This is a genomic window from Lysinibacillus sp. FSL R5-0849, from assembly GCF_038595075.1.
Classification (GTDB): Bacteria; Bacillota; Bacilli; order Bacillales_A; family Planococcaceae; genus Lysinibacillus; species Lysinibacillus fusiformis.
Genome location: NZ_CP152004.1, coordinates 1,886,037 through 1,902,881, shown reverse-complemented (window position 1 = coordinate 1,902,881; position 16,845 = coordinate 1,886,037). Strand labels below are relative to the sequence as shown.

At 38.4% G+C, this 16,845-nt stretch carries 17 protein-coding genes and 1 pseudogene; 3 read left to right on the top strand and 15 right to left on the bottom strand.

All coding sequences use genetic code 11. From position 1 onward, the window contains the following. Window positions 1-30: 30 nt before the first annotated feature. From MKY80_RS09065 to MKY80_RS09050, 4 genes are all read right to left on the bottom strand, one after another. Window positions 31-1,242, bottom strand: coding sequence for an MFS transporter (locus tag MKY80_RS09065; RefSeq protein WP_096364218.1), 1,212 nt, complete (start codon window positions 1,240-1,242; stop codon window positions 31-33). Between the two features lie 511 nt (window positions 1,243-1,753). After that, window positions 1,754-1,921 (bottom strand): hypothetical protein, encoded by a 168-nt coding sequence (locus MKY80_RS09060; RefSeq protein ID WP_176489570.1) that lies wholly within the window; start codon window positions 1,919-1,921, stop codon window positions 1,754-1,756. 137 nt (window positions 1,922-2,058) lie between these two features. Further along, window positions 2,059-3,282, bottom strand: a complete 1,224-nt coding sequence (locus tag MKY80_RS09055) for a GNAT family N-acetyltransferase (protein WP_008175849.1) — start codon at window positions 3,280-3,282, stop codon at window positions 2,059-2,061. Beyond that, the gene (locus MKY80_RS09050) at window positions 3,279-4,007 is read right to left on the bottom strand and encodes an AAA family ATPase (protein WP_342532633.1); all 729 of its coding nucleotides are present in this window, start codon (window positions 4,005-4,007) and stop codon (window positions 3,279-3,281) included. The genes MKY80_RS09055 and MKY80_RS09050 overlap by 4 nt, the downstream gene beginning before the upstream one ends. A 524-nt stretch (window positions 4,008-4,531) precedes the next feature. Between MKY80_RS09050 and MKY80_RS09045 the strand changes: the two genes are divergently transcribed. Together MKY80_RS09045 and fumC are read left to right on the top strand one after the other, a co-directional pair. Further along, window positions 4,532-4,747, top strand: coding sequence for a hypothetical protein (locus MKY80_RS09045; protein WP_008175845.1), 216 nt, complete (start codon window positions 4,532-4,534; stop codon window positions 4,745-4,747). A 275-nt stretch (window positions 4,748-5,022) separates the two neighbouring features. Then, the gene (gene fumC, locus MKY80_RS09040) at window positions 5,023-6,414 is read left to right on the top strand and encodes a class II fumarate hydratase (protein ID WP_008175844.1); all 1,392 of its coding nucleotides are present in this window, start codon (window positions 5,023-5,025) and stop codon (window positions 6,412-6,414) included. Window positions 6,415-6,485: 71 nt separating this feature from the next. On the opposite strand, the gene MKY80_RS09035 is transcribed toward fumC, so the two are convergent. The 7 genes and pseudogenes from MKY80_RS09035 to MKY80_RS09005 all read right to left on the bottom strand — a co-directional run bounded on the left by MKY80_RS09035 (window position 6,486) and on the right by MKY80_RS09005 (window position 12,875). Continuing rightward, a complete protein-coding gene (locus tag MKY80_RS09035; RefSeq protein WP_008175843.1) occupies window positions 6,486-7,022 on the bottom strand; it encodes a GNAT family protein in 537 nt (178 codons plus the stop codon). Window positions 7,023-7,108: 86 nt separating this feature from the next. Then, window positions 7,109-7,318 (bottom strand): hypothetical protein, encoded by a 210-nt coding sequence (locus tag MKY80_RS09030; RefSeq protein WP_008175842.1) that lies wholly within the window; start codon window positions 7,316-7,318, stop codon window positions 7,109-7,111. A 633-nt stretch (window positions 7,319-7,951) separates the two neighbouring features. Further along, window positions 7,952-8,833 (bottom strand): DMT family transporter, encoded by an 882-nt coding sequence (locus MKY80_RS09025; protein WP_342532629.1) that lies wholly within the window; start codon window positions 8,831-8,833, stop codon window positions 7,952-7,954. A gap of 22 nt (window positions 8,834-8,855) precedes the next feature. Next, window positions 8,856-9,401 (bottom strand): annotated as a pseudogene (locus MKY80_RS09020) (GNAT family N-acetyltransferase). Then, a complete protein-coding gene (locus MKY80_RS09015; RefSeq protein ID WP_008175838.1) occupies window positions 9,391-9,924 on the bottom strand; it encodes a cysteine hydrolase family protein in 534 nt (177 codons plus the stop codon). Before MKY80_RS09015 ends, MKY80_RS09020 begins: the two are co-directional and overlap by 11 nt. A gap of 109 nt (window positions 9,925-10,033) precedes the next feature. Next, window positions 10,034-10,984 (bottom strand): copper amine oxidase N-terminal domain-containing protein, encoded by a 951-nt coding sequence (locus MKY80_RS09010; RefSeq protein ID WP_008175837.1) that lies wholly within the window; start codon window positions 10,982-10,984, stop codon window positions 10,034-10,036. Window positions 10,985-11,102: 118 nt separating this feature from the next. Beyond that, window positions 11,103-12,875: a glycerophosphodiester phosphodiesterase gene (locus MKY80_RS09005; RefSeq protein WP_342532626.1), complete on the bottom strand. Its 1,773-nt coding sequence runs from the start codon at window positions 12,873-12,875 to the stop codon at window positions 11,103-11,105. 221 nt (window positions 12,876-13,096) lie between these two features. Between MKY80_RS09005 and MKY80_RS09000 the strand changes: the two genes are divergently transcribed. Then, on the top strand, window positions 13,097-13,306 hold the full coding sequence (locus tag MKY80_RS09000; protein ID WP_089984854.1) for a hypothetical protein: 210 nt from the start codon (window positions 13,097-13,099) through the stop codon (window positions 13,304-13,306). A 27-nt stretch (window positions 13,307-13,333) separates the two neighbouring features. Here the strand turns inward: MKY80_RS09000 and MKY80_RS08995 are convergent, their stop codons facing one another. The 4 genes from MKY80_RS08995 to MKY80_RS08980 all read right to left on the bottom strand — a co-directional run bounded on the left by MKY80_RS08995 (window position 13,334) and on the right by MKY80_RS08980 (window position 16,785). Further along, on the bottom strand, window positions 13,334-14,899 hold the full coding sequence (locus tag MKY80_RS08995) for an amidohydrolase (RefSeq protein WP_107921864.1): 1,566 nt from the start codon (window positions 14,897-14,899) through the stop codon (window positions 13,334-13,336). A gap of 18 nt (window positions 14,900-14,917) precedes the next feature. Continuing rightward, window positions 14,918-15,469: a biotin transporter BioY gene (locus MKY80_RS08990; RefSeq protein WP_008175833.1), complete on the bottom strand. Its 552-nt coding sequence runs from the start codon at window positions 15,467-15,469 to the stop codon at window positions 14,918-14,920. 148 nt (window positions 15,470-15,617) lie between these two features. Further along, window positions 15,618-16,280, bottom strand: a complete 663-nt coding sequence (locus MKY80_RS08985) for a TIGR04104 family putative zinc finger protein (protein WP_008175832.1) — start codon at window positions 16,278-16,280, stop codon at window positions 15,618-15,620. Then, window positions 16,267-16,785 (bottom strand): sigma-70 family RNA polymerase sigma factor, encoded by a 519-nt coding sequence (locus tag MKY80_RS08980; RefSeq protein ID WP_043990017.1) that lies wholly within the window; start codon window positions 16,783-16,785, stop codon window positions 16,267-16,269. The genes MKY80_RS08985 and MKY80_RS08980 overlap by 14 nt, the downstream gene beginning before the upstream one ends. Window positions 16,786-16,845 lie beyond the last annotated feature (60 nt).

Below are 16,845 nucleotides of genomic sequence, written 5' to 3'. Positions count from 1 at the left end.
AAAATGGATGGTCCTACTTCTTCTTTAATTTTATGGTTTCAAAACATTTCTAACAAACAATTGCTTATTTTTGTGTGCGATTACACTGACTGTCGCCAGTAATAGCCCCGAAATCACGAAAACCATTCTAATTCCTACTAAATCTGCAATTACCCCCATAACGAGAGAGCCAATGCCGAAAATTCCAGTTCCGATAGCACCTAATGAGGTATAAACAGTTGACAACTGTTCTTTTGATACACTGGTTTGTATTACAGTTTGTTGAGGAATTTGTTTAATTTGTCCAAAAAGCCCTACACAAAATGATAAAAGTAAGGAAATCATCGGAATGCTATTTATGCTAAATACTATTGTAAATATGAAACTTGCAAAGGAGCCGACAAAAATATAGGTTCCTATTTTCTTTTCTACAACAGAAGAAAATTTTATACAATAAGCACTTCCTAAAATCAGACCTAAAAAGTTGGCTCCATTAATAAAGCCCCACCACTTTTCATCAACGTTCAACGCGTCGTTGACAAACACATATAAAATAGCGGCTATCCAAACTGTTGCAGCGATGGTATCTAAAAATTCTATCCAAGCAATCCTTTTTAAAACTGGCGTATTTGATAAAGTTTGCCAACCCTCTTTCATCTTTTCTAGTTTCCCTTTTGTCTCCGTCGATTCATGGCTGTTTACATTTTCTAAAAGGCTAAGTAATAGACTTGCCAATACAAATAGACATCCAACTAACCAAATCAGTTGCTGAGAGCTCATAATCAGTAATAATGAACTTCCTACGAACCACATACCTGCTTGAATGACCTGCGTAATAGTTTCGGAAATTCCATTAGCTTGAAGTAGCTGTTCAGGTTTAACGTAGTGTGGAGTCAATGTCTGTCTTATTGGATTTGCACATCCATCAAAAAAAGCAATCAACCCTATTATTAAAAAGATAAAATAATAATTAGCTGCTGATAATCCCATTACCAGAAACCCTAGAATAAAGAGTAAAATGGTTTTTGCGATTTGTGACCCAGCAAGTAACCATTTAAGATTTAGTTTCTCCACTAAAAGAGGTGTCAGCATACTGGATATGAACATAGAGGAAGCAATCGTAAATGGCACAAACGATGCTGAAATTGCAGAATCCGTCAACAAAAAAATCGTACTTATAACACTGACTATATATAATACATCGCCTATATTAGCGAGTGATTGACCTAATAGTAATAAAGAAAAATTTCTATTCAATTTCATTTTATATCCCCCGATATTACATTCGAATTTTGGCTTCATCGGGGAATATTAGATTGGACTATTCATTAAACTTTGACTCCTTTCATCTAGCGGATAAATCTGGGGGATATCGATTTATCACAAGTTTTTTATCATCCATACAAATTTAATTGAATTATAGCATTGTTTGTTTTAATATTACACATCCACAGTAAATTATTACCATACCCTAAGTTTATTCCATAACTAATCCTTCTTAAGCTAAGCCGATTCATTGTTCAAAATAAAAAAAAGAGCTGTCTAAACAGCTCTCAGACTATAGACAAACTCGATGAATTTTGAGTTTGTCTATAGTCTTTTTTCTTTTACAATGAAATAAAGTAAAGCCGTTGATTTCCACTACGGGCGGACGCTTTCCGCGGGCGGGGTCAAGCTGCTTCCCTCGCTGCGCTCAGTCCAGGATCTCGACTTTCCCGCTTTTCCCGCAGGAGTCGCCGCCCTTCGTTCCAATCAACTTCTACATGCTCCTTATTCATCTATTGATAAAAAGTAAACTTTTGAGGTGATCAACCATGATGACGTTTATAATATTCCATTGTTCATCTGCAATTGCTTTGTTTGATAGCTTATGATAGTCGTAGGTGATTAAAGCCTTCCATAAAGCCCAACCCCTAGCTCTATTCCCGACTAATAAATCCATTTCTATTCCCCCTTCTATATCCATGTTTGTCTATGTATATAAAGTTACTCCCTTGTTCAAATATGCAGTGTCTTGATGATCATTAAAAGCTGAACTAATGTAAAAATTAGTTCAGCTCCAAAACTGTTTCCACGCGCTTAGAAATAATCAATGAATGTCGGTATGCCTACGGGTAATACGTCCTCTAGTAAGGCAATTTCCTCCGCACGTCCCTGTAACCGTTCAATTTTCTCTAAATACCTTGGGCGTTTATAGCCTAGCAGCATAGTGGCCAAGGTTTGCACCGTTAAATGGACAGCATTATCATTTAATGTCTCGCTCACCTTTTGGACAGACAGCTTACCATCCACCATTTTGATGATGAATGTACCATTATTCCAAGCGACAATCCGATCCGTTACGGCTAGCTGAAGCTCAAAGTTTTGACTGACAAATGGATAGCGTAATAAAAACTCTTTAACATCAACAATTCTCGCCATAAAATAAGGAGAGACCTTTTGAATAATCTCGCTATCCTCTAATAGAAATGCTACAGCTTCATTACCTGTCGTTTTCCCATAGACATTATAAATCATGGAACTATGGGCAGAGACAAAATTCCATAACCCTTTACGTGCTTCTTCCTGTAAATAGACGATTTCATCAATATAATAATTTTCCTCCATAATACGATAAAACATGTAGCCCTGCGCCACATCTCCTTCATCGTAGTAGACGGCAGCCTGAAGGTTAACATCACTGTCAATGAATTTCTCTTCCCAGAAATCCTCCTGAAATTTCTCATTCCATGCAATGCTATTTCGCACCATTACACCATGTGTTTTTTCGGCATATCGGGCGTAGATATCCACAACATCCTGATGTTTCGGATCAACACGCCGAATTTTCCCATTGAGTCCGGAATAATGCGGAAGCTGTGTATCCTTCACCTGAAATTCTACGATATCACTCATAATTTCCCATCCCTTTTTTCGGTAATAAGGAATTGAATATGGGAATAAATAGGATATACATTGTCCCTCGTTGCGCATACTTTGTAGGCTTTCAATAATCAAGCTTTCCATCAAGCCATGGCCCGAATACTCTGGGTAGGTGCCAACTGCTGTAATCCCCCCCATTTCATAAATCTTCCCATGGACATTGACCTCAAAAGGCAAACTTAAAATTTGCGATACTAAATGTGAGCCATCAAACCATCCGATAGCATGTCCCTCATTAAATTGTCTACTTTTTGCATTCACAAAACGACGGTCCTTATGAATAGACATCGACATTTGAAAGACATAATTCAATAAATCAATGGATTGTGCCATTTCATCCAATCGAATTTCTCGCATGACTAAGCCTTTTCGTTGATTCATGATTCCCTCTCCTCATCAAATAACTCACTTAAAATTGTTTGTGGTGCATCTAAAAACCGCTTGGTGACAATGTAATGAATGGAATCCTTATAGCGGATCGTTTCAATTTCTCCATTGTCAAAGCTATAAATCGTTGCATTTGGATAACCGAGTAAAATAGGCGAATGTGTAGCAATAATAAATTGTGCCTCATGCTCAAGGTCCTTCATAATTTTTAACAAGCTTAACTGCCTTGTTGGAGACAATGCTGCCTCAGGCTCATCCAATAAATAAATGGCTTTACCTTTAAAGCGATTCATAAATAAAGCAAGAAAAGACTCCCCATGGGATTGGTGATGTAGAGATTTTCCACCAAAAGCGTTATATCTCCTTGGATCTTCTATCAAATCAATATGACTGGCAAATTGATAAAATGTTTCGGATCGAAGAAAAAAACCATTTGAAATTTTCGGCATCCACGACAAACGGATATATTCACCCAGTGAAGATTCTGCCTTATGTACTTCATACAGATTTTGGCGGCCACCACCTGCCGTATTAAAATCGCACCGATCTGCAATGGCTTCCAGTAATGTTGATTTTCCCGAACCATTTTCCCCAACGAAGAATGTCACATTTGTCGGAAACTCCAACTCCTGTAAATCCTGCAAGCTCGGGATATTAAAAGGATACATTTGTTTATTAGGAATAGTGTTGTGTAGCACTTTACATGATTTTAAATACATTTCATTTCCTCCTTTCTCTTATTATAACGAACAACTCCTCTGCTGAAACGTCATCGCACTACCTCTTTTACGAAAAAGAATTAAGAATAGTCAAACAAATCATAAAGTCATTATTTTTTCAATGAAAGTTCACAGCAGAAATAGGGCAAAATTGAGCGTTCTCAGTCCCACTCAACACCGCCATTGTGTAATAGATATTTCCCGAGAAATAAATAAAAAACATGTCGAAAGTTGCAATTTCATTTCGTAAAATTATGTCATATTTTTGATTTTCATAAAATTATGTGGCAGCACGATTTTCGTATGAATGATATTTTTCAATTGTGAAGAGTGTAATTTCCCAGCAATATTCAAAGGAGTTCTATGATTATGCCCAAAAACATCAGCATTCTTGCAGGCAAGGTCCTTACATGCTGTTTGAGTAACAATTTTTCTCCGTGCACCTATTTCCACCCATAAAAGTTCTATAAACTAGGCTCCCCTCATAAATTGAGTAACAATCAAATGTTAGAAGGTGAAGAACAATGTTTGTTACCCATTATTATGAAAATAAAACGTCCGTCTTAAGCCAATTGCTCGTCAAGCTCCCTGCCATCGAAGAGGATATTCGAATTAAAGGGCGTAAAGCCAAAGTAACGGAAGTGCTTCAAATTGACGACAACCACTATCATGTGAAGATTATTTTTGAAAAAATCCCTAAAAAGCAACCTCTTAAAGATTTAGGAAAGAAAAAGAGATAATCCATAACGTTTATTTCCACCAAATTCGGGAATATTCATACTACTATTGCGAATTATTCTCACCTCATTATTTCTTCAAAGAAATTGGTTGACATTTTAATTGATAACAATTATCATTATCAATAGATTATTTCTTTTCTCCAAATTGCTTATTTCAGAATCCCCCTCTTTTTTGAATAAGCATGTATCAAACGGATATTCTTACATCAGACTAAGAGTATCCGTTTTTATCTGTATATATGGAGGATTTTTACATACTAAAGGAGCTGTTTGACATGGATTATCGTATTGAAAAAGACACTATGGGTGAAATTAAAGTACCTGCTGATAAAATTTGGGGTGCGCAAACACAGCGCAGTAAAGAAAATTTCCAAATTGGTACGGAACATATGCCAATTGAGCTTGTGCAGGCCATGGCTATTTTAAAGAAAAGTGCAGCAATCGCGAACAACAAACTAGATAAGCTTTCAGCTATTAAAGCGAATGCAATCGTACAGGCTGCAGATGAAGTTTTAAATGGACAATGGGACGATCAATTCCCATTAGTTGTTTGGCAAACTGGTAGTGGTACACAATCAAACATGAACGTTAATGAGGTCATTGCACACCGTGCGAACCAACTATTACAGGATGCTGGCGAGGCAGACCGCATTCATCCAAATGATGATGTCAATAAATCACAAAGCTCGAATGATACATTCCCTACTGCATTGCATATTGCGGCAGTTTTAAAAGTGGAAGATTACTTATTACCACGACTTCGTTTATTAAAATCGACTTTGGAAGACAAAGCAGCTCAATTTAAAGATATTATAAAAATTGGCCGTACGCATTTACAGGATGCAACACCTCTTACATTAGGTCAGGAAATTAGTGGCTGGGCAGCCATGCTGGCAAAATCAGAGCACATGATTCTTCAAAATATCGACTATATGAAAGAGCTTGCGATTGGTGGAACAGCGGTTGGTACTGGTATCAATGCTCACCCAGAATTTGGGGATCGTGTTGCAGCGGAAATTAGTGAGCTAACAGGTAAACCATTCACCTCTGCTGCGAATAAATTCCATGCCTTAACAAGCCATGATGAAGCCGTTGTTGCGCATGGTGCTCTTAAAGCTTTAGCGGCTGATTTAATGAAAATTGCTAATGACGTTCGTTGGCTTGCAAGTGGGCCTCGCTCAGGGATTGGTGAAATCACAATTCCAGAAAATGAACCAGGCTCTTCTATCATGCCTGGTAAAGTAAACCCTACCCAAAGTGAAGCGATGACAATGGTAGTTACACAAGTAGTAGGTAATGACGCGACGATTGCTTTCGCAGCATCTCAAGGGAATTTTGAACTAAACGTCTTTAAGCCAGTAATTATTTATAACTTCTTACAATCAACTCGCCTATTAGCAGATACAATGAAATCATTTAATGACCATTGTGCAATTGGCATTGAGCCAAATAAAGAAGTGCTTGATCATAACTTACAAAACTCATTAATGCTTGTAACAGCATTAAATCCATATATCGGCTATGAAAACGCAGCAAAAATTGCGAAAAAAGCTCATAAAGAAGGCACGACGTTAAAAGCAGCAGCTATCGCAAGTGGTCTGCTTACAGAAGAACAATTCGATGAATATGTAGATCCAGCTACAATGATTTATCCGAACGTGAAATGATTTAAGTGTAACAAAATAGGTAAAAGGATTGGGGTTATGTCCCCAATCCTTTTATTTTTCATGAACGTTGATTATGATTTTTCAATATTGATTAGAGAATAAATATATGTATCATATGGCACATTATTTTGATGCATATATTTCTTTAGTAAGCCTTCTTTTTCGAAGCCTACTTTTGTTAATAGCTTGTTAGAAGCATCATTTTCTGTGAAAACGATGGCTCCTATCCGCAATAACGCCATCTCTTGAAAGCCAAACGAAATTACTTGGTCCAATGCCTCTCGTGCATAGCCTTTTCCCCAGCTGTCAGGGAAAAGGGCATAACTGATTTCAGCTTTCTTATGCTCTGTTGACCATTCTTGAAATCCAATAGTACCTATTAGGCCTTCTCTCCCCTTTAGTTCTATCCCCCATTTAATACCTTGTTGTTCCTCATAGTTTTTTGAAAAGCGATTAATGATTTGTTTAACTTGCTCTAAACTAGTTAATGGATTTTGACCGTAATGACGTAATACGTCAGGGTTAGAAAAGCAATTTAAAATAGCTTGTGCGTCATTTTCTGTAATTTCTCGTAATACTAATCGATCCGTATTTAAAGTAGGGAACATGTGGCCACCTCTTTCAAGTATGTTATATCTTCCATATTTTATATGAATAGAGCGAAAATTGCTTCATTTATTTTTTAGTAACACTATTATTTAAGTTTAATTTTTTGAATTTCAGCAACAAATATAGACTCTTCCGTTATTTTCACATATTGATAGGTGGATTCCTTCAAATAGCCTTCTTTGTTTAAATACTCTTTTAGGTCTGACTTTCTCTCAAATATTTTTTCGTTCATCTGTTGCTCGTAATCCTGCTCATCATTTCCTTTAGTAATGGTCATCAAATAAATTTTCGTCATGTCCTTTTCCCCCCTTGGTTCATGCCATATTGATGCTTATCATAAAAAAACCCTGTCAGTGGACAGGGCGTCAGCAACGAAGCTGTTGATATCGTAAAAATATAAGTATTGATGGACGTACGACTAAACTCTTTATGAACATGACCATTTCGTCCAGTATTTTCTTTTGAAATGGCTGAATGGTCATCGGCTTGAAACGACGGGTTGTCCGTTTCTTTTTATTTGGCTTGCTACCGTAATATGTTCACGGTAATAGCCGTTGCTTTGATCGTTTGATGTTGCGGTGGTGTTTTGGGTTCCATATACAATGTTGTGTAATACGCATCCGCAATAACAATCAAGTAAATAATTAAAAGTAATCGTTTTGTTCAATGGCTCAAAAATTTCAGTTCTCCCTTTTCAAATCTAATCTGTTTCTACTAATTCATACGAACAGAGATGAAAAAGGTTTCAACTATTTTTAGGGAGACAAATATGCCTCCCCTTTCCCCCTATACTGCTGCCACCATCATTTTCCCAACGATCGATATCCCAATGATCCTGATCTTTTTCTCTGCTTCTCGGAACGAATGCCAACTCCCTCACCCTTTTCAAACGTTCTTATCTAGTTTATGAAAAGATAAGGGTTTTCGTTCATCGTAAAATAGGCTTAATTTTAAACCCTAAGGCAATCGCCGCTCCGATACAACTGGATAGACAGCCCACGATCAAATAAATGCTTACTGTAGATTCACCAATCAGAACAGAGGCAATGCCTCCAATAACAGGAAATAATGCGACCATATAGCCACTTTTGGCTCCTCCAATCCTTTCGACTAGCTTTAAATAAAATAGCCAGGCCAGAAACGAGGCAATAACTGTTAAATACAGCAATGCCGATAAATAAGTAATGGATGTCGGAATCGTCATTTTTTGTCCTTCCATCCAAACAATTCCACACATGACCACACTACCAACAGCAAAGCCAATCGCATTGGCATAAATCGGGTCAATTTGGCGCTTCGCATTTCTGGCAGAACTAGCATCACCGATTGCTGTCAGTAGCGTTCCTAAAAACGCAATGAGAATCCCTTTGAAATCAGCTAATCCAGAAAAACTATGTAAAGTTGGATAGATTAATACACCCACTCCCATAACGCCTAAAATACCGCCAAGAAGAACACGACGATGTAACGGCTCTTTCAGAAAAATTCGTAAAGCAATAGGCGTTAATATTACTTTTAATGAAAAAATTAACGTGACCATGGCTGCCGAGCTGAGCATCGTCGCGTAATACAAACATAAATAACTGAATGCAAAATTACAAACTCCAAAAACAATGATAAAAGGAATATCCTGCTTTTGTGGTTTCCCCTGTGGTTTCATGAACCATGCAAGTATTAAAAATAATAGAGCTGTTATGACTAAACGATAGGTTAACGATAATTCTAAACTAACGGGGGTCCCTTGTATTTTTACAGCAATAAAGTTAAGACCCCAAACGATTAAACAAAATATATACATAAAATTCGTCATACTGTAAATTCCTTCAACTTCCCTATACCTTCCATCTGCCCATCATGATAGTGTGATAGTATTGTCCATCTGAGAGGCGCTTATCATGTTTTAAAATACCTTCTACCTCAAAGCCACATTTTTGATAGAGCTGAACGGCCTTATCATTGGATTCTAACACTTCTAATGCCATTTTCTGAATACCATTAGCATCTGCCTAGTCGATCGATACTTGCATCAGGGCTTTACCAATGCCATAGCCCCAAAAATCCTTCCTGACACCGACACCAAAAATAACCTTATGGGCAAGCCTTATCAATGTAGAACCCTCACATCTTGAGTATCCTACAAGTTGATCATCAACGACTGCTACTAAACATAGATTTTTAGGGCTTGCTAGGTCATTGGAAATGAGCTGCTCGAATCCTACTCGATCAATGAACCCCTCCCCTTGTGCTCGGTCAAAGTTTTCCGTTTCACCATCTAATTGTAAACGTAAATCTGACAAGGCTTGGGCATCGTCCGGTTCGGCACAACGGACCGTATAGCACAACTCTTTATATTGATAGTTTTTTTTGTTAATCAGCATGCTGGAACTCCGCAACTGGCTGAATTCGTACAAATCGATTGTGCCAGATACATTCATGGTGCTGAATGATTTGTGGTGCTGCAAGAACATCATTAGATAATGTACTGTGGGCATCCTCCACTAAAATATTGTGATGATAGCCATGACTGAAAGCACTACGAATCGTTGTATCAAGGCAAAACTCCGTTTGTGCACCAGCAAATATTAATTGCTCAATATGTTGCTCCTGCAAGTATTGGGCAAGCTCAGTTTGAAAAAAGGCATCCCATGTTGGTTTTTGAATCACCTTATCCTCCGCTTGTTGATGAAGACCATGATATAGCTCCCATCCAGGCTGACCGTAAGCGAAGTCTACATCCTCGGCATCAGTATGCTGAATAAAAATAATAGGTACTTCATTGTGGCGCGCCCATGCAATTAACGAATTAATATTGTTGATGACCATTTCGTCATTCCATAGATTCTGTTGGCTGTCTAAAAAGAAGGCTTCTTGTATATCGATAATGATTAGAGCTTGTTTCATAGGATTCTCCTTTATTTGCGACTTTTTCTTAATTATTGTACTGAATTTTTTATTGGAAGAAAATATAAAAAAAGAAGTACCTAGCGATTTGCTAGATACTTCAACCTCTTTATTTCATTAATTCTTCAACAAACTCAACCGGCACATATGTTTTACCACTCTCTAATAAAGCAGGTGCTACGTCAAATTGGCGAATCGCTTTATTATAGCCATATTCTTTTTGACCACGAGTAATTGTGTAGGAAACAGCACCTTTAGAAATAATTGCACCTTTAGGCGTTACTTCTACTTCAAAGCCAAGCTTTTCTACGATTAATCGTAGAGGAACCATTTTTGTCCCTTCTACTTCATAAAAATCTTTTTGAATAATCTCTTCAATGGCTCCATTATCTGGTGTTGGTTCAGGCGTTGGCACTGGGTCCACTTCAACTGGCTCTTCCTTCTCAATATTATCTAACACGATAACCTTTGAAGGTGGTGTTTGGGCAGGAATACTCATTGTTGCGATTGTATAGAACACTACTAAGTGCTGCTCTTCTAAATCACTAGCTTTTAGCTCTTTGCCAGAAACACTTTCAATTTTTGTATCTTCCCCCACATTTAATTTCAAATAATTGTCAGTATCGATTAAGTTTTTATCGAAGTAATCGACTTCCACACTGCCCATATTATCTTTTTCTACAATAATTACTTCTGGGTTATACTGTGGTGGATAAATAGCAAGCATAGGCTTTTTCGCATAAGAGTAAGCTGACACCTTATCCCCTTTTTGAAGCTTCACTTCTTTCCCCATATTGTCGAATACTAATGAATCTTTATCGACAACCACAATATTCGTCTGTTCACCTTCTACCACCGTATAGTAGGTTGCGTTGTCACGGACATCAACGTTTTCAACTTTTCCAGTTACTTTAACAAAAACTGGCTGAGCTTGTTGCTCGTTAGTTTCTGAAGTATTCACAACAGCCTCAACCTCGCTCGCTGATGCAGTTGGAACGCCCATTGCGCTCCCTACTAATAATGCTGTCATAGCAAATGGTACGACCTTCTTCATTTTCATACAAAAAGCATCTCCTTCATTTCACGAATTCATAGAAGTAGTCGTCCTCATATGAAAAAGGTTACAATATGACCAAATTTTTTTGAAAGCAGTCATTATACAGGTATCACATTCCTTATTAAAATATAAATTTCAATCGGTTTAGGATGCGATGCAAGAAGTATTGATGTTCGCTTTGTTTTGTCCTTAAATCGTGGGCAACATCAGGATGATCGGTAATGACGCCGCTCACATTTTTCTCGATAAAGGTTTGTAACGAACGGTCATCATTCAGCGTCCACACGAATAAATCCATCGGGTTCTGCTTCAGCTCCTCAATAAGCTGCTCTGTTACCCATGACTCCTCTAAGGCAATGAAATCCACACCTTCTTCCATTGGACCGATATTAAGCGCGTAGACAATACCCACTCTTAGATTCGGTACTAATTTTTTTAATTGGGTCATTTTCTGTCCATCTGTAGATTGCACATAATACGAATCCAGGACCTTGTATTTTCGTAGCTTTTCCACTAATTTGGGTAACACATCTTCCGTTTCCTTGCCATGTACCTTTAACTCAATGAGTAACGCAACATCTAAAGCTTTAGCAATTTCGATACAATCCTCTAAAGAGGCAATTTTATCACTATAGCCATTTTGATGAATCGTTAACGTTTTTAATTCACTTAAGGTCATATTAGCAATGACCCCGTTTTTACCTGCCAATCGCCGCAATGTACGGTCATGGAATACGACAAATTCACCATCCACTGTTTGCTGAATATCAATTTCAATGAGGTCTGCACCGGCATTAGCCGCGCTCACTAGCCCGCTAATCGTATTTTCAACATTGCCAGCCACATAGCCTCGATGGGCAATAATTTTTGTATCGGGTGCATAGACACTTTTCTCTAAAGAATTGATATTGATCATACTTAATACTACAAACACAACAAAGCTAATGAGCAGTAAAGGTTTATAACGTCGTTTCCTATGCTTACCCGATTTGTTGATTTTCCCTATAACCGGTGTATTGTAAGTAATGGCAACCATGACTTGTGAAAACATAGCCTGTAATAAACTAAAGAGCACCACAAAGACCATTTCTAAAAAGGCGAGCGTTAACCCCGCTGTCACCAATGCGGCATTTGGTAGCAAGCGTTCCATTAAATAAAGTGGAACCGTGCTAATTACCGTTATACTGAGCATGACGAATAGATGCCCTGTTAAAAGCATGACCAATAAGGCTAAAAGCTCCAATAAACCTCTTTTGGAAAATCGCCAGCTTTGCTTGAATGAACGTAAAATAGAAATGTTTGGCTGGATCGTAAAAATAGGTAACGTTAAAATACTCCGAATGCCGATCATTACTAAAATACTTGCCACTGCGGTATATGCTAACCTACCTGTTCGACTACTCATGATTTCTTCTGTTAAAAAATGTGGAAGTGAGATGGATTGGGTTAAGGTGAGTGGTAGCATGAAAGAAGCGAGTGGCATTAATAGAGCAAGATAGACGATTAAAAATAGTACTTGGACACTAAAAAAATAAACAACCTTACGATTCAGTTGTTGCCATATAGAAAAAAATCGATAGCGCATTCCTCTTTGTTGATGAAAGGCCATTAAAAATAAAAAGCCCATTTCATAATAAACAAATAATAAGAACAACAAGATTAATAGACAAATCATCATAATGACAAAGGGATGGGCCACAAAGCTTTGCCAATTTTGCTCGGTAATATGTGTATATCCTGTTACTCTGAGCATGAGCTTTAACATCGTAGAGCTTACAGGGATCATTAATAAAAACTGAAAGATTCTAATTAATGCGAAAACCTGTACATAGTCAAATCGATATATATAAATATTATAAACAGCCTGTCGCATTACTTGTCCTGCCTTGTGCACATAATCACCCCTGTTACAGTTAAAATCGCTCTCTTCTAACGTATGTTTTGACCGCCACGGCACAGTACTCAAAGCAATAAAATAGCAATATGTTCAAGTATCCTATGCAGCTTGGAGAGAAAAGATTTGTGTATTTATCGTGACGTTCTCCATTTTCTTGAAACTTTTCTCGAAGCTATCCTGTATATAACTAGATACCCCGTAGCGAAAGGAGCGCAAACATGAAATTCGACATTGGCGATATGATTAGTACAACGGTTCTTCTATGCCTGTTTTTAGCTATCTTTTTCGGCATGATTCGTATGATCAAAAAAATGAAAGCAACAATACCTGTGCCTCCTCCACCAACCATGCAACAGCAAGTAGAGGACTTAACAAAACGAGTGACAAGCTTAGAACACCAAGTAAATAATTTTACAAATAGGAAATAACTAAAAAAATCGCTGCAAGGTTACCCTTCAGCGATTTTCATATACAATCTTACCATCTACCACAGTACAAAATACTTCAATGTGAGGTAGTTGCTCTATAGCCACAGTGAAAATATCCTCTTTTAAAATCGTAAAATCGGCTGTATAGCCTTCTGCAATTTTACCACGACTGTGCTGCTGTCCAATGATTTCAGCCGCTCCCCCTGTATACAAATGGACCGCTTCGAAACGAGAAATTTTCTCCTTAGGATTATAGCCATCATGTTTTTCTCCCACATTACATCTTGTGACAGCAGCATAGATTCCGATTAATGGATTCGGTACTTCAATCGGCGCGTCACTACCACCAGCCACCACAAGTCCACGGTCAAGAAGTGACTTTAAAGGATGTAAGCCTTGAGCGCGCTCCTCTCCAAGCTTTAATAGCTCGGCGTCATACTCCCCCTGTACAAATTGCGGCTGCATATCGATAGCAACAGGCAATTCAGCTAGTTTAGTTAATATGCCCTCATCGACCAAGCTACAATGGATTACCCGATCAAGCTGACCAGCCTGTGGTGGATGTGCCGTAAAAACATCTAAAATCAGTTCGATGGCTAAATCTCCGATTGCATGGACGGCGACAGTTTGTCCATATTGACGAGCTAGCTGCACATACTTCGTTAATTGCTCTGTCGTATGAATAAGCATTCCTGTATTGTCTGGATCATCATTGTATGGTTGACGTAGTGCTGCCGTTCTTCCGCCAAAGGCTCCATCAATAAAGATTTTCATGGCACCGAACTCCAAGAAAGGCGAGGAAGTAGTATCCAACTTTTCTACCTCCTTAAATACGGTATGATGCTGCAATAAATGAACTTTGAAAGATTGCTGAGATTCCACTATTTTACGGTAGGCTTGAATGGGTTGGCTTGGCGGTCCGTAATAGCTTAAATCTTCCGAATGACCTCCCACTAAACCATATGCTTGTAATGAGGCAACCGCTTTCACTAAAGCATCCTCTATATATACAGGTGTAATATGGGGCATCTGATTGACCACTAAATATAAAGCCGCATCCTTTAATACGCCCGTGAGCTGACCATCTATTTTTTCAACGATCCCCCCCTCTGGTGAAGGTGTAGCATTGGTAATCCCTGCAAAAGCAAGTGCCTTAGAATTAGCTAAAATTAAATGGTGACAGCTACGCTTGATGATTAAATAGGCTTCACCAAGCGCATCCAGCTCTGCTAAAGTTGGGAAAATGGGCTCTTCAAATTGGTTTTCATTTAATCCAATCGCTATGACCCATTCTTTGGGGGATGCCTTGGACATACGCTCTTGAAGCTTTTCAAGTAACGCCTCTTTACTCGTAATAGCCGATACATCAATATGCTTTAATTTTTCCCCGTAACCAATAATATGTAAATGACTATCTACAAAGCCTGGATACATGACATTGCCTTGTAAATGTCGAGTAGAAGTAGCTAATGGCGACAAGCTCTCCACTGAGCCTGTCGCCACAATTTTCCCATCTTCTTCAAGGACTGCTTCTACTGTTTCACCAACCTGAGCCATCGTGTAAATCTTTCCACCTGTCCATAATGTTGCCAAAACAATTCCCCCTATGTCCTATGCTATTGCTTCAATTAAATGTGCTCTTTCTAAGCGGCGACGGACAATCACACCAATCCATGCCGCCATTACCGCTTTGACAATCCCTACTACTATAAATGGTGCAGTACCACCCAAGAAGGCTGCTGTCCATGTATAATCTGCTACGATTTTTAACCATACCGTACCAAATGATAACGTAATAATCATGCCGATGATATTTGCAATAATCGCTTGGGTAAATGTAATACCAAATTTATCTAAGTATAAGCCCATAATAATCGCTGTGGCAAGGAATCCTACAATATATCCCCCTGTCGGACCAACTAAAATCCCTAGACCTCCAGACATTCCACTAAACACTGGTAAACCAGCTGCTCCTAGTAAAATATATAATAGAACAGATAATGTTCCTAATCTTGTCCCTAAAATAGTCACGACAATGCCGACTGCTAAAGTTTGTCCTGTAATTGGAATTAGAGGTAGTGGAATGGTCACCTGTGCCAAAACAGCAATAATCGCTGCTCCAAATGCCGCTAACACATATTGATATGTACTTCCTTTTTTCAATGTAAAAAGCCTCCCTTTGCTATACGTTAACTAACAATAAAAATAAGTTAACACAAAGATAAAGCAAATGAAAACGCTTGTCAATGTATTTTGGTGTAAAAAAAAGAAATTGCTAGATAACTATCGCAATTTCTCTTCGCTATTATTATTACCATAAAGGTTCATTCATAGAATCCTTGTCTTGTAGCTTAAAGACATATGGCACGACTTGATAAAGAAAAATCAGCACCCCTACTAGAAAGAAAATAAAACCGATGAAGTAGTTATGGAACACATGTTGCAACATAATGAATAGTGGTATCGGCATTGAAAGCATGCCCCCTAATTGCATGGATTTTTTCGTACGATACTGTTTTTGTCCACAATGAGGGCACACAATTTCTCCATTTTTGCGATACAATTTGCGTGCCTCCTTTTCAGACCAGCTCTCCCCGCATTCTATACAAATAGGAAGTCCATATCCTTTTTTTAGTAATACACGCTTGACAATATAAGCAGCACCGATAAAAAAGCCCAACAACAAAATTCCTCGAACATAATCAGAATTGAATATTGTCCACCAGCTCCAGGCATCGGACTGTATAGTTGCTGCTTGGTGACCTGTGGAGCGCTGTTCCTTCTGCTCTGACAAAAGATAACTAAAACTAATGACCAATACAGTAAAGGTTGCTAGTACGACGCGGTACGTCCATTGATTACCTACTTTATGCTTTCCTTTCCGTCTAGCCTTTTCTGCGATTAATTGTTTACGCTTCTCAGAGAATTTTATATCTTGTAGTTCCTTTAATAGCTCTTCTTTAAATTGATTCATGACGTAGCACCTCCCAATCAAAGTCACCGATTGCTGTTGCCAGCTGTTTACGCGCTCGTTGTAGCCTTGTACGAATTGTCGCTTCTGGGCATCGGACAAGCTGTGCAATCTCTACAGTTGTCATCTCCTCAAAATAATACAAAATTAGAACCTCACGATAAGCGACCGATAACGTAAATAACGCCTCTGTCAGCTCTTGTTTGACCGACTTCTCGAGCACTTCCTTCTCTGGTGTAATCGCCGTTGTGCGGCCCGTAATCTTTTCAAATAATGTCAGGCGTTTACTTTTCCAGCTCCGTAAATAATCATGGCTCCGATTGACTGTCATTTTTACTAAATATGTACGCAATGATGCTTGCCGGCGAAACTGCTCCTGCTTTTGATAAAAAGCGATGAACACATCCTGCACAATATCTTCCGCTGTCGCTTTATTCTTCACATATAAATAGGCGACCTTTAGTAAGTAATCCCCATGCTCCTCGATCACTTGTTCAATATCCATCATTGCTCTCACCTACTTTCTATACTACTGACGGACGCTATTGCAAAAGCGATTCATTTTTTC

Excerpts from the sequence above, each read along its gene's own strand:
- MKY80_RS09065 (WP_096364218.1), bottom strand. The coding sequence starts at position 1,242 with ATGAAATTGAATAGAAATTTTTCTTTATTACTATTAGGTCAATCACTC.
- MKY80_RS09060 (WP_176489570.1), bottom strand. The coding sequence starts at position 1,921 with ATGGATTTATTAGTCGGGAATAGAGCTAGGGGTTGGGCTTTATGGAAG.
- MKY80_RS09055 (WP_008175849.1), bottom strand. The coding sequence starts at position 3,282 with ATGAATCAACGAAAAGGCTTAGTCATGCGAGAAATTCGATTGGATGAA.
- MKY80_RS09050 (WP_342532633.1), bottom strand. The coding sequence starts at position 4,007 with ATGTATTTAAAATCATGTAAAGTGCTACACAACACTATTCCTAATAAA.
- MKY80_RS09045 (WP_008175845.1), top strand. The coding sequence starts at position 4,532 with ATGTTTGTTACCCATTATTATGAAAATAAAACGTCCGTCTTAAGCCAA.
- fumC (WP_008175844.1), top strand. The coding sequence starts at position 5,023 with ATGGATTATCGTATTGAAAAAGACACTATGGGTGAAATTAAAGTACCT.
- MKY80_RS09035 (WP_008175843.1), bottom strand. The coding sequence starts at position 7,022 with ATGTTCCCTACTTTAAATACGGATCGATTAGTATTACGAGAAATTACA.
- MKY80_RS09030 (WP_008175842.1), bottom strand. The coding sequence starts at position 7,318 with ATGACGAAAATTTATTTGATGACCATTACTAAAGGAAATGATGAGCAG.
- MKY80_RS09025 (WP_342532629.1), bottom strand. The coding sequence starts at position 8,833 with ATGACGAATTTTATGTATATATTTTGTTTAATCGTTTGGGGTCTTAAC.
- MKY80_RS09015 (WP_008175838.1), bottom strand. The coding sequence starts at position 9,924 with ATGAAACAAGCTCTAATCATTATCGATATACAAGAAGCCTTCTTTTTA.
- MKY80_RS09010 (WP_008175837.1), bottom strand. The coding sequence starts at position 10,984 with ATGAAAATGAAGAAGGTCGTACCATTTGCTATGACAGCATTATTAGTA.
- MKY80_RS09000 (WP_089984854.1), top strand. The coding sequence starts at position 13,097 with ATGAAATTCGACATTGGCGATATGATTAGTACAACGGTTCTTCTATGC.
- MKY80_RS08985 (WP_008175832.1), bottom strand. The coding sequence starts at position 16,280 with ATGAATCAATTTAAAGAAGAGCTATTAAAGGAACTACAAGATATAAAA.
- MKY80_RS08980 (WP_043990017.1), bottom strand. The coding sequence starts at position 16,785 with ATGATGGATATTGAACAAGTGATCGAGGAGCATGGGGATTACTTACTA.